General features: G+C 34.7%; 10 protein-coding genes. 4 read left to right on the plus strand and 6 right to left on the minus strand.

Annotated elements, in window-relative coordinates:
- Positions 1-3 precede the first annotated feature (3 nt).
- From BM053_RS05395 to BM053_RS05410, 4 genes are all read left to right on the plus strand, one after another.
- Positions 4-2331 (plus strand): penicillin-binding protein 1A, encoded by a 2328-nt coding sequence (locus BM053_RS05395; protein WP_091474889.1) that lies wholly within the window; start codon positions 4-6, stop codon positions 2329-2331.
- A 133-nt stretch (positions 2332-2464) separates the two neighbouring features.
- Complete coding sequence (locus BM053_RS05400) at positions 2465-3163, plus strand: CoA transferase subunit A (RefSeq protein WP_091474891.1); 699 nt, start codon at positions 2465-2467, stop codon at positions 3161-3163.
- Positions 3164-3165: 2 nt separating this feature from the next.
- Positions 3166-3822, plus strand: coding sequence for a CoA transferase subunit B (locus BM053_RS05405; protein ID WP_091474893.1), 657 nt, complete (start codon positions 3166-3168; stop codon positions 3820-3822).
- A gap of 268 nt (positions 3823-4090) precedes the next feature.
- A complete protein-coding gene (locus BM053_RS05410) occupies positions 4091-7567 on the plus strand; it encodes a M4 family metallopeptidase (RefSeq protein ID WP_091474895.1) in 3477 nt (1158 codons plus the stop codon).
- A gap of 152 nt (positions 7568-7719) precedes the next feature.
- Here BM053_RS05410 and BM053_RS05415 read toward each other — a convergent pair whose 3' ends face one another.
- The 6 genes from BM053_RS05415 to hemB form a co-directional block, all read right to left on the minus strand.
- Positions 7720-8658 carry a leucine-rich repeat domain-containing protein gene (locus BM053_RS05415; protein WP_091474897.1) on the minus strand — a complete coding sequence of 313 codons (939 nt, stop codon included), beginning with the start codon at positions 8656-8658 and terminating at the stop codon, positions 7720-7722.
- 80 nt (positions 8659-8738) lie between these two features.
- Complete coding sequence (locus BM053_RS05420) at positions 8739-10178, minus strand: nucleoside recognition domain-containing protein (protein ID WP_091474900.1); 1440 nt, start codon at positions 10176-10178, stop codon at positions 8739-8741.
- A 66-nt stretch (positions 10179-10244) separates the two neighbouring features.
- The gene (locus BM053_RS05425; protein ID WP_091474902.1) at positions 10245-10958 is read right to left on the minus strand and encodes a 3'-5' exonuclease; all 714 of its coding nucleotides are present in this window, start codon (positions 10956-10958) and stop codon (positions 10245-10247) included.
- Between the two features lie 107 nt (positions 10959-11065).
- A complete protein-coding gene (locus BM053_RS05430) occupies positions 11066-11536 on the minus strand; it encodes a methylated-DNA--[protein]-cysteine S-methyltransferase (RefSeq protein WP_091474903.1) in 471 nt (156 codons plus the stop codon).
- A 52-nt stretch (positions 11537-11588) separates the two neighbouring features.
- Positions 11589-11957 carry a c-type cytochrome gene (locus BM053_RS05435; RefSeq protein WP_091474906.1) on the minus strand — a complete coding sequence of 123 codons (369 nt, stop codon included), beginning with the start codon at positions 11955-11957 and terminating at the stop codon, positions 11589-11591.
- Between the two features lie 2 nt (positions 11958-11959).
- A complete protein-coding gene (gene hemB, locus BM053_RS05440; protein WP_091474908.1) occupies positions 11960-12952 on the minus strand; it encodes a porphobilinogen synthase in 993 nt (330 codons plus the stop codon).
- Positions 12953-12975 lie beyond the last annotated feature (23 nt).

The following is a 12975-nucleotide window of genomic DNA, read 5'->3' on the forward strand; positions in this document are numbered from 1 at the left end:
AAAATGGCACAAAAACTGAATACTCGCAAACCAGATTATTCACAATATGTGAAAAAGTTTTGGAAATATTTCTTCATCGCTTTTGGCGGAATATTATTGTTTTTTCTATTAGCCTCTTGGGGGATTTTTGGTTCAATGCCTTCATTTTCTGAGTTAGAAAACCCAGAATCTAATCTCGCTACCGAAATAATTTCTGCCGATGGTGTAACTCTAGGTAAGTTTTACAACGAAAACAGAACCCCAATAAAATACAAAGATTTACCCAAACATTTGGTCGATGCATTAATATCTACCGAAGACGAACGTTTTAGAGAACATTCAGGAATTGACGGAAGACGAACTTTAAGCGCCACTTTAAGCTTAGGAAGACGAGGCGGAGCCAGTACATTAACACAACAATTAGCCAAATTACTTTTTCACGGAGAAGGATCTAAATTTTTACCTTTCAGAATCATTCAAAAAGTAAAAGAATGGATTATTGCTATTCGTTTAGAACGTCAATATACAAAAGACGAAATTATCGCCATGTATCTTAACAAAGCCGATTTTATTAATACAGCAGTAGGAATTCGTTCGGCATCAAAAGTATATTTTGCCAAAGAACCAAAAGAACTAACAGTCGATGAAGCTGCCATGTTGGTAGGAATGCTAAAAAATCCATCATTATTTAATCCTTTGCGAAGAGAAGAAAAAGTAAGAGAACGCAGAAATGTGGTTTTAAAACAAATGGAAAAAAATGGTTGTTTGTCAACTTCAGCCAAAGAAAATTTTCAAAAAAAACCTATTCTACTTACCTTCTCACCAGAAAAGTATAACGAAGGTTCAGCCACTTATTTCCGTGAATACCTTCGCGAATACATGAAAAATTGGGCAAAAGAAAACAAAAAAGAAGATGGTTCCGATTATAATATTTATTCCGATGGTCTAAAAATATATACCACCATCGATTCTAGAATGCAATTATATGCAGAAGAAGCGGTAAAAGAACACTTAAAAAATCTGCAAGAAGAATTTTTCTTAGAAGCCAAACAAAACAAAACAGCGCCGTTTATTAGAATTACACAACCCGAAATAGACAAGCTGATGATGCGTTCTATGAAAAACACAGAACGTTGGCGAATAATGTCGGAAGAAGGAAAAGAAGAAGATGAAATCATAAAATCATTTAGCGTCAAAACTAAAATGACCGTCTTTACTTGGGACGGAGACAAAGATGTCGAAATGACTCCTACAGATTCTATCCGATATTATAAACATTTCTTGCAACCAGGAGTCATGTCTATGGAGCCACAAACAGGACAAGTAAAAGTATGGGTTGGTGGTATCGATTACAGATATTTCCAATACGATCATGTAGGTTTGGGAGCACGTCAAGTAGGATCTACATTCAAACCATTTGTATATGCAACTGCGATTGAACAATTAGGAATGTCACCTTGTGATACCATTATTGATGGTGCATTTAAAATATACAAAGGAAAACATAACGTAACCGAGGACTGGGAGCCAAGAAATTCTGACGGAAAATACCGAGGCATGGTAACGCTCAAAAAAGCGTTAGCAAACTCTATCAATACTGTTTCGGCAAAACTAATAGACAAAACAGGACCAGATGCTGTAATTGCCTTAGTAAGAAAATTAGGAGTAAATTCCGAAATTCCGTCACAACCATCTATCGCATTGGGAGCTGTAGATATCACTGTCAAAGATATGGTCGCAGCATATAGCACATTTGCCAACCAAGGAATATACATGAAACCACAAGTAATTTCGAAAATAGAAGATAAAAACGGAAACGTAATTTATGAACCAAAAATGGAATCTAAAGACGTATTAAGCAAAGATATAGCTTATGCCGTAATCAAATTATTAGAAGGAGTGACCGAGTCTGGTTCGGGAGCCAGACTAAGAGGAACAGGCTCTGGGGGTTATGCTTACAAGCGAGTAACAGGATATCCGTACGGATTTACAAATCCAATTGCAGGAAAAACAGGAACCACACAAAACCAGTCCGACGGTTGGTTTATGGGAATGGTTCCCAATCTTGTAACAGGCGTTTGGGTAGGAAACGAAGACCGTTCGGCACATTTCCGAACCATTGCAAACGGGCAAGGTGCTACCATGGCATTGCCAATCTGGGCATTATTTATGAAAAAATGTTATGCCGACCCTGATTTACACGTATCCAAAGAAAAATTTGAACGCCCAAAAAACCTAACAATAAGTGTCGATTGTGTTACGGAAAGAAGAGTAATCCGAGACACGGTAGCAAGAGATTCAACAGCCGTAAAACCAGAAGAAGAACAAAATACCGATGAATTTGGTATTTAATTTGGGAGCTATTTCCTGCTATCATTCCAAATCTTTTCTTTTTTAAAGAAAAAAAGAAAAGGATTTTCCCTCCTATCAGGGCTATAGCAAAAAGGTAAAAACAAGCATTAAAATAAAATGTAAGTCAATAAAAATGATAAACAAAAAAGTAAACAACGTACAAGAAGCATTACAAGACATACAAAACGGACAAACCATCATGTTAGGAGGTTTTGGACTTTGTGGAATCCCAGAAAACAGCATTGCCGAACTAGTAAAAAAAGACGTAAAAGAATTAACTTGTATTTCCAACAATGCAGGAGTCGATGGTTTCGGACTGGGTTTGCTTTTAGAAAAACACCAAATCAAAAAAATGATTTCCTCTTATGTAGGTGAAAATGCCGAATTCGAACGTCAAATGTTATCAGGAGAACTCGATGTAGAACTCACACCACAAGGAACACTAGCAGAAAAATGCCGATCTGCACAAGCAGGAATTCCAGCATTTTTTACTCCAGCAGGTTTTGGGACCGAAGTTGCTGAAGGAAAAGAATCAAGAGAATTTAATGGCAAAATGCATATTATGGAACTGGCTTATAAAGCCGATTTCTCTATCGTAAAAGCTTGGAAAGGCGACACGGCTGGAAACCTAATCTTCAAAGGAACGGCAAGAAATTTTAATTCCTGTATGGCTGGTGCAGCAAAAATAACCATTGCCGAAGTCGAAGAATTGGTCGAAGCAGGAACATTAGATCCAAACCAGATTCATATTCCAGGAATTATGGTTAATCGTATTTTCCAAGGAGAAAAATTTGAAAAAAGAATAGAACAACGCACTGTTAGAACAAGATAATTATGGCTTTAGATAAAAATCAAATTGCAAAACGCATTGCGCAAGAAGTACAAAACAATTATTTTGTAAACTTAGGAATAGGAATTCCAACTTTAGTGGCTAATTATGTTCGTGAAGATATTTCGGTCGAGTTTCAAAGTGAAAACGGAGTGCTGGGAATGGGACCTTTCCCTTTTGAAGGAGAAGAAGATGCCGATATTATCAATGCAGGAAAACAAACTATTACTACATTGCCAGGAGCAAGTTTTTTCGATTCTGCTTTTAGTTTCGGAATGATTCGTGCGCAAAAAGTAGATTTAACCATTCTTGGAGCAATGGAAGTTTCTGAAAATGGAGATATTGCCAACTGGAAAATTCCAGGAAAAATGGTAAAAGGAATGGGAGGCGCAATGGATTTAGTTGCTTCTGCCGAAAACATCATCGTTGCTATGATGCACGTAAACAAAGCGGGTGAGAGTAAGATTCTAAAAAAATGTACATTACCACTTACAGGAGTTGGTTGTGTAAAAAAAGTAGTTACTGAATTGGCTGTTTTAGAAATCACACCAAAAGGATTTAAACTTTTAGAACGTGCTCCAGGAGTTTCTGTAGATGACATTATAAAAGCCACCGAAGCCGAATTAATTATAGAAGGAGAAATTCCTGAAATGGCGATATAAATAAACAATTACTTGTTAATTTTTACAAATAGCAACTCTGAAAAGAGTTGCTATTTTATTTTAAAGAGCTTATTTTGAGTATTTTAAGATTTTAAGTATTTTATCGATTATATTTGTACTTTGTCGATTTTAATAAGAAAAATACAAAATAAATTAAAAATTGTTAAGTAATCAATAATTATTTGTTAATTTCGCCGAGCATTTTAACAAAAAGCAGCCTAAACCAACTGCTTTAAAATGTTATTTAACCAACCAAAAACAAATAAATATGAAAAAACAATTTAGAGGTATTACCTCGGTGTTTGCAATGTCCTTATTTGCGCTATCCAGTTTCGCCCAAGAAACGAGCAAAAACGTAAATCAGAAATCTTTAGACGAAAAAGGATTGCCAAACCTGATTACATTCAACGAAAAGGCAGCTTATAAAAGTTCCGATTTTCAACAAGTTTTTAGAGATCAATTGGGTCTAAAACAAAATGAATCATTCTTTAGAATTAAAAATGAATCCGATCCACAAGGATTTACTCACGAAAAATTTCAATTATTTCATCAAGGAATTAAGGTAGAATTTGCAACGTATACATTACACTCAAAAAATGGCAAAATAGCTTCTATGAGTGGTGAGTTTTACAAAATCAATGATATAAATACTGCACCATCATTGTCGGCTGAATCAGCCTTTAACAAAGCAGTAAGTTACATTGGAGCCAAACACTATTTGTGGGAAAACCAAACCGACGCAGACAATATCGGTTACAAAAAACCACAAGGAGAATTGGTATTATTGCCAGTTACACCAGAATACGGACAAAAGCGAACTGCTGACCATATGCGTTTGGCATACAAATTCGATATATATGCTACAAATCCTATGAGTCGTGGCGATTTATATATTGATGCCAATACTGGCGAGCGTTTGTTTTACAATGCAACAATCAAACATTTAGGAGAACACAGTCATGGAAAAACTCATGCTTCTACTGAAAAAAACACTAAAATTAACAATTCAAATATAGTTTTAGTAGCAGCAAATGCAGCGACTCGTTATAGTGGTACACAAACTATTCAGACTTTATTAAGTGGTTCTTCTTATATATTATCAGATAATACTCGTGGTAATGGAGTTCAAACTTTCAATTCTGCAAGAACAGCTACATATCCAACAACTAATTTTACAGATGTAGATAATAACTGGACAGCAGCCGAATTTAACAATACAAACAAAGACAATGGCGCCTTAGATGCACATTGGGGAGCTGAAAAAACATATGATTATTTTAAAAATGTTCATGCAAGAAACAGTTTCAATAATGCAGGAGCAGCTATAAAAAGTTATGTTCATTATAATTTAATTGCTGCTGGATATCCAGATAATAACAACGCTTTCTGGAACGGAAGTGTAATGACTTATGGTGATGGAAGCGGAACAGGCGGTTTTGATGTATTAACATCTGTAGATGTTGCTGCACACGAAATAGGACATGCCGTTTGCTCAAACACAGCAAATTTAACATACCAAAATGAATCAGGTGCAATGAATGAAGGATTTTCAGACATTTGGGCAGCTTGTGTAGAATATTATGCAGCACCTACAAAATCAACTTGGTTAATAGGAGAAGATATCGAAAGAAGATCAGGACATACAGCCTTGCGGTCTATGAGTAACCCAAATGCCGAAGGACAACCAGATACTTACAAAGGAACTAGCTGGTATGCAGGAACTGCTGATTCGGGAGGAGTACATACAAATTCTGGAGTACTAAACCATTGGTTTTATATTCTTTCTGTCGGAAAATCAGGTACTAACGATATAGGAAGTGCATTTAATGTAACCGGAATTACAATAGACAAAGCTTCTAAAATTGCTTATCGTTTAGAAAGCGTTTACTTAACAGCAAATTCTACTTATGCAAACGCAAGAACATCAGGAATACAATCAGCGATCGATTTGTACGGAGCTGGTTCTGCCGAAGTTATTGCAACAACAAATGCATTTTATGCAGTAGGAATTGGAGCAGCTTATGCAGGAGCAGCAGATGCTACAGCGCCTTCTACACCATCTAGTTTAGCGGCTTCAGGAACGACAGCTACAGCAACAAATTTATCTTGGACAGCTTCTACAGATAATGTTGGGGTTACTGGATACAACGTTTACAACGGAGCAGCTTTAGCAACAACAGTAACAGGAACGACTGCTACTATTTCAGGACTTACTGCTTCTACAACATATTCATTTACAGTAAAAGCAAAAGATGCTGCAGGAAATCTTTCTGCTGCGAGTAATGTTGCAAGTGTTACTACAACCGCTGCCGTTGCGGCTTATTGCGCATCGAAAGGGAATAGTGTTGCTGACGAATATATTGGAAGAGTACAATTAGGAACTATCAATAATGCTTCGACAGGAGGAACAGGTTATTCAGATTTTACAAGTATTTCTACTAATTTAACTAAAGGAACAGCTAGTACAATTACAATTACTCCAACTTGGACAGGAAGCGTTTATTCTGAAGGTTATGCTGTTTGGATTGATTTAAATAATGATAAAGATTTTGCAGATACTGGAGAATTGGTTTTCTCTAAAGCAACATCGACAACGACACCTGCAACAGGAAGTTTTACAGTACCAACAACAGCAACTACTGGAACAACAAGAATGAGAGTTTCTATGAAATACAATGGAACACCAACTTCTTGTGAAGCTATTTCTTATGGAGAAGTTGAAGATTATACAGTAAATCTAACAACTGGAACTGCCGATACAACTGCGCCATCTGCACCTGCTAGTTTAGCGGCTTCTGGAACAACAACTACATCAACAAATTTATCTTGGACAGCTTCTACAGACAATGTTGGAGTTACAGGATATGATGTTTATCAAGGGACGACACTAAAAGCTACAGTGACAACAACAACTTATGCAGTAACTGGACTAACAGCGGCTACAGCTTATTCGTTCTCTGTAAAAGCAAAAGATGCGGCAGGAAATGTTTCAGCATCTAGTAATGCGGTAAGTGTTACTACGTCAGCATCAACAGTTACTTATTGCGCTTCTACAAGTAGTAGTACTGCTGATGAGAGAATAGGAAGAGTAGCTTTCGGAACCATTAATAATGCTTCAACTGGAACAGCTGGATACGAAAATTTCACAACCATTTCTACAAATATTGTTAGAGGTGTTGCAAACACAATTACAATTACACCAACTTGGACAGGAAGTGTTTATTCTGAAGGTTATGCCGTTTGGATAGATTATAACAAAAATGGATTGTTTACAGATGCGGGAGAATTGGTTTTCTCTAAAGCAGCATCTACAACGACACCAGCAACTGGAAGCATCACCATTCCTGCAACAGCTTCAATAGGAGCAACAAGAATGAGAGTTTCTATGAAATACAATGCTATTCCAACTGCTTGCGAAACTTTAAACTATGGTCAAGTTGAGGATTATACGGTAAATATTACTGCCGCTTTTGCGATAACATCAACAACTGAAGTAAGCAATAGCAATGTTGTTGAAGCTTTATCGTTTAATTTATATCCTAATCCGGTAGAAAATGTATTGAATGTTTCTATGATTGATAACAGAAAAGCAACATACAGAATTTACAGTATGATTGGGCAAGAAGTAAAATCTGGAAACCTTAATCAAAACGAAATTAATGTTTCTAATCTAGAATCAGGACTTTACATTTTTGAAGTAAATGACGGAGAGAAAATGATAACTAAAAAGTTCGTTAAGAAATAATACCTACTTTATGTTAAAACGAAAATGCCTCACAATTTGTGAGGCATTTTTTATTTGTAGTACTTTTGGAATAAAAAACAAGCAGTTCCTCAGAATGACAATATTGTCTTTAGATATTTGAGTCTTTTTTAAAGATTAAGCAGTATAAATAATTAAATTTTAGTTTTAACCAATTTCCTAACGCTTTCGGATTGTCCAAATTCTAGGCTTTCTAAAAATGAATAAGTAGTTTCTGGAAAACTTACCCAAGGATTAACACCTAAATAAAGCTCTTTCATATTAATGAAATTTACAATTTCTGACGGAAGCGTTTTAATTAAATTTCCATCTAAATCTAACAATGTTAAGTTAGTTAACTTGCAAAGTTCGACAGGAAATTTTTTAATTTGATTTTTATCTAAATTTAGAGTTTTTAGATTGATTAGGTTTCCAATTTCTACAGGAACAACCTGTATCATATTACTTTTCATATTAACAACGGTCAATTCAGACAAACTTCCAACTTCCGAAGGTAAAACTAAAACACCATTTTTTTCTAAATTCAAAATCTTTAGTTTAGATAAAGCTCCTATTTCTAAAGGGATTTCTGTTATTTTATTATCAAATAAAACAAGCTCAGTTAAGTTTCTTAGATTGCCAATTTCGACAGGTAGTGCTTCGATTTTGTTATTACTTAAGTTGAGTTTTTTTAGTTTTGATAATTTTCCAATGTAAGGAGAAACTACTTCCATTTTATTTTTTTGAAACTCTAGTCTTTCTAAACTGGTTACTTTACCAAGTTCTATAGGGAATTTTAAAAATAAATTATTGTTGATATATAGTTCCCTCAATTTAGTTAGTTTCCCAATTTCAAAAGGCAACGACTGAAGATTATTATAGTTTATCCACAGTTTTTCAAGGTTTACAAACCGACCAATTTCGACAGGAAGTTTTGTAAGATTTCGGTTGTTTAAATTAAGTTCTTTGTATTTTTCAGGATTTGGAGCATTCATGATTTCGGTCATAGAACGACTTTCTGCTTCTTGCGCATTTACAGAAAAAGCTACGCAACTAAACAACACTAATAAAAATACTTTTTTTAGGGTTTTCATATTTCACTAAATTTGGGACGACAAAAATAACAATCTTTAGATAAGATTCTGAAAATCGGACACTTATTTAAAAAAAAAGATTAAAAAAACCAACTCGCTACCAAAATAGCTGTAATGACACAAATCACATCAACCAAAAGCATCGTTCCTAAAGCGTATCGGGTGTTTTTGATATTAACCGAACCAAAGTAAACCGCAATCACATAAAAAGTACTTTCGGCACTACATTGAAAAATACTGCTTAATCTTCCCGTCATTGAATCGGCACCAAAAGTATTCATCGAATCAATCAAAAATCCTCGTGATCCCGCAGAACTAAATGGTCTTAGCAATGCTACTGGCAAAGCATCAGTAATACCTTTACTTACCCCTATATTAGAAAAAATAAAAGCAATCCCATCACTAATAATTTCAAATAAACCACTGTTTCTGAATAAGGAAATAGCCACCAGCATTCCTAAAACATAAGGAAAAATGGTAACACCAGTCTTAACTCCATTATTTGCTCCTGCGACAAAGGCTTCATAAACAGTCGTATTTGCCTCTGTAAATTTCTTCTCTTTTAGAAAAGAAAATATCAAAGTAGAAACAATGATTCCTACCAATATTAAGGCTGAAAGATTAGTGGTAAAATAGTTTTTACCAATTAAATCCAAATGGTTTACATACATCAACAAACCTACAATTGAAGCAATTAACAACATTAATCCCAGAACTAAAGAAGCGCTTTTGAAATTAATTTTTTGTTTCACTCCAACAATAAGAAAAGCGGCAATTGTACCTATAAAAGAGGTGATGATACAAGGCAACATAACATCGGCAGGATTGCTAGCACCCGCCGCAGCACGATAACCAATTATAGAAGTAGCAATCAAAGTAAGTCCTGAAGCGTGCAAACACATAAACATAATCTGGGCATCACTCGCCTTGTCTTTTTCGGGATTTATTTCTTGTAAACTTTCCATGGCTTTAAGACCAAATGGCGTAGCAGCGGAATCTAATCCTAAGAAATTTGCAGCAAAATTTAAGGTCATATAGGAAATCGATGGATGATTTTTTGGAATACTCGGAAACACTTTTACGAATACTGGACTCAATACTTTTGCTAGTTTTTCAGATACTCCAGAAATGATTAAAAGCTCCATCAAGCCACAGAAAAATGCCAAATAAGCCATAAGCGGCAAAATCAGATCAAGTAATGTAGTCTTGCACGTTGGCAATAAACCATCCGATTTTTGAACACCACTAAAAATTTTAACGGTTTTATTTTTATAAACGTAAGTAGTGTCTGCATTTACCGTATCTCTGTTGATTATAAAAGTTTTGTCTTCCGATTTATTGATACTGTCCTTTATAAAAACAGGAATCTGATCCATATATTTTTCAGAAATTAAAATAGGATCGTCTTTTTTCCCGTTTAAAACATGGTCAATTGTATAACTGTTACCAGAAAACAAACTGAAAATAACAAATACAATTGAAGAAATAAAAATCACCAACCAAAACCTACTTAATACCATAATTTTGTTTTTTGTAAATATAATAAAATTAACCCTTTCAGGGTTTCAAACCCTGAAAGGGTTTTGTTAAACGTGAATAATCTCTTCTTCAATTAATAAATCTTCTCTTCGCAATCGTAAGAAAATCTGAGCTACTGCAATGGTGTCTTTTTCGCAATAAGTTACAATCCGATCAATATCTTTTTCTACATAAAAAACATGACCTACTTGCGAACCATCAATATCACCTTTTGATGATGGGATTCCCAATACTTTACACATCAGTTTCAAAGAAGTGAAATGTTTGTAATCGCCAAATTTCCATAACTCTAAAGTGTCTAAATGCGGAATTTCCCAAGGTTTTTTCCCAAATAAATTTAACTTGTTTGGAATTACAATTTGATTAATAATCATGCGTCGAGCAATAAACGGAATGTCGAATTCCTTTGCATTATGACCACATAAAACATGTTGAGGTTGGTTAAAATGATTGTTCAGTAAATTAATAAAATCGTGTAAAATTTTCTTTTCTTCACCAAAAAACGAAGTCACTCTAAAGTTTCGAATATCACCTTTAATCGTAAAATAACCTACCGAAATACACACAATTTTCCCAAACTCGGCCCAAATTCCCGCACGATCATAAAACTCTTCTCCAGAAAAATCCTCTTTGCGTTGGTATTGTGTTTTTTGTTCCCAAAGTTGTTTCATATCCTCATCAAGTGAATTGAAATTTTCTTCTTCTGGAACAGTTTCTATATCTAGGAAAAGGATATTGTTGAGGTTTATTTTTTCAATCATAATTTAGACATCTTAGATTTTCAGATATACTTAGATTTGAATTGTTAAATCTAAATTTTTTAAAAATCTAAGATAGTCTAAATTTCTTACAATCTAAAAGGTCTAATCTAAAATAAACTTTGCTGATTTGTTGGGTTTTCGTGTTCTAACAACCATTTTTTACGCCACAATCCGCCTGCATAACCTGTAAGCGAGCCATCGGTTCCAATTACGCGATGACACGGAACTACAATCCAAAGTGGGTTTTTGCCATTGGCAGATGCTGCTGCACGAATCACTTTTGGGTCTCCTAATTTTTTTGCTAAATCGAGATAAGACATAGTTTTTCCGAAAGGGATGTTGCATAATTCTTTCCAAACTGTTTGCTGAAATTCAGTTCCTTTTGGATTAAGTTTTAAAGTAAATTCGGTTCTTTTTCCGTCGAAATAGCCGAGGAGTTGGGAAACAGCCTCTTTTAAGTTTTCGGGAATTTCGTCAGAAACGGTACCTTCAGACAAAACAGAAATAATAGTTATTCCGTTTTCATCACCAACAATTTTTGTGATACCTAATGGAGAATTTATAAATGCTGTATTCATAAGATAAAAGTAATGATTTTAAATAAAAAAATCATCCGAAGATGATTTGATTTTATTTCGAAAAACTTAAAATATAAGTTTCTAAACCTTTGAGTTCCTCATCAGACATTGATTTTGTAATAGCAAAATTTGTTTTCATTATCTCATATTGACTCGGATCGACAAGTGGATTTGCATCGTTTTTTAAGAAATCGACAATATTTCCATTTTCAGTTTTATAAATTTTTGCAATGTCTTGAATACTTGGTCCAATAATTTTTTGATTGACCTGATGACAAGCTACGCAATTTCCTTTTCCTTCAAATAATTCTCTTCCAAGTTCTGTTGGAGTCTTATTTTCTGATTTTTCAAAAGACTTTTCATTTTCATTTTTACAGGATATTAGGACAAAAAAGCAACTCAATAAAAATAATTTTTTCATTATTATTTATTTAAAAGTATTGCTGCTTCTTTAGCAAAATAAGTAGAAATTAAACTCGCTCCAGCCCTTTTGATGCACATTAATTGTTCCATCATGATTTTGTCATGATCTAACCAACCTCTTTCGGAAGCGGCTTTTATCATAGCATATTCTCCCGAAACATGGAAAACCGTTACGGGAACATTCACAGCATTTTTCACTTCACGAACAATATCTAAATAGGCAATTCCAGGCTTCACCATCACCATATCAGCACCTTCCTCAACATCCATTAAGGCTTCTTTAATTGCTTCGATACGATTGGCATAATCCATTTGATAGGTTTTCTTGTCTTTCGGAATTTCAGCATTGTCAACAGGCGCACTGTCTAAAGCATCACGAAATGGCCCGTAAAAAGCAGAAGCATATTTAGCAGAATAACTCATAATTCCCACATTGTGAAAACCAGCAGCGTCTAAACCTTGACGGAAACGCAATACACGACCGTCCATCATGTCACTTGGTGCAACAAAATCGGCTCCAGCTTGTGCATGAGAAACTGCCATTTTTACTAAGGCAGCATTTGTTGCATCATTAGCAATATCACCGTTTTCGATGATTCCGTCGTGACCATAAATAGAATAAGGATCTAACGCTACATCTGGCATTACAATCATTTCTGGACAAGCCGTTTTGATAGCTTTAATGGCGCGTTGCATTAATCCATCATGATTCCAAGCTTCTTTTCCGGTGTTGTCTTTTAGCGATTCATCTACTTTTACATAAATGTTTACTGCACGAATTCCTAAAGCAAAAACTTCTTTCACTTCGTCCACAGTTAAATCGATAGAACGACGATAAATTCCAACCATAGAAGGGATTTCTACTTTCACGTTTTCTCCTTCTGTAATAAACATTGGAAACATAAAATCACTTGGACTTAATGTAGTTTCACGAACTAAGGAACGAATACTTTCGTTTACTCGTAATCTTCTGCCTCTTTGTAATGGGAACATAATAATTGATAATTTATAATTAA

The sequence above is a fragment of the Flavobacterium swingsii genome, assembly GCF_900111965.1.
GTDB lineage: Bacteria > Bacteroidota > Bacteroidia > Flavobacteriales > Flavobacteriaceae > Flavobacterium > Flavobacterium swingsii.

Coding starts and splice junctions, on each gene's coding strand:
- BM053_RS05420 (WP_091474900.1), bottom strand. CDS start 10,178: ATGGTATTAAGTAGGTTTTGGTTGGTGATTTTTATTTCTTCAATTGTA.
- hemB (WP_091474908.1), bottom strand. CDS start 12,952: ATGTTCCCATTACAAAGAGGCAGAAGATTACGAGTAAACGAAAGTATT.
- BM053_RS05410 (WP_091474895.1), top strand. CDS start 4,091: ATGAAAAAACAATTTAGAGGTATTACCTCGGTGTTTGCAATGTCCTTA.
- BM053_RS05405 (WP_091474893.1), top strand. CDS start 3,166: ATGGCTTTAGATAAAAATCAAATTGCAAAACGCATTGCGCAAGAAGTA.
- BM053_RS05400 (WP_091474891.1), top strand. CDS start 2,465: ATGATAAACAAAAAAGTAAACAACGTACAAGAAGCATTACAAGACATA.
- BM053_RS05435 (WP_091474906.1), bottom strand. CDS start 11,957: ATGAAAAAATTATTTTTATTGAGTTGCTTTTTTGTCCTAATATCCTGT.
- BM053_RS05430 (WP_091474903.1), bottom strand. CDS start 11,536: ATGAATACAGCATTTATAAATTCTCCATTAGGTATCACAAAAATTGTT.
- BM053_RS05425 (WP_091474902.1), bottom strand. CDS start 10,958: ATGATTGAAAAAATAAACCTCAACAATATCCTTTTCCTAGATATAGAA.
- BM053_RS05415 (WP_091474897.1), bottom strand. CDS start 8,658: ATGAAAACCCTAAAAAAAGTATTTTTATTAGTGTTGTTTAGTTGCGTA.
- BM053_RS05395 (WP_091474889.1), top strand. CDS start 4: ATGGCACAAAAACTGAATACTCGCAAACCAGATTATTCACAATATGTG.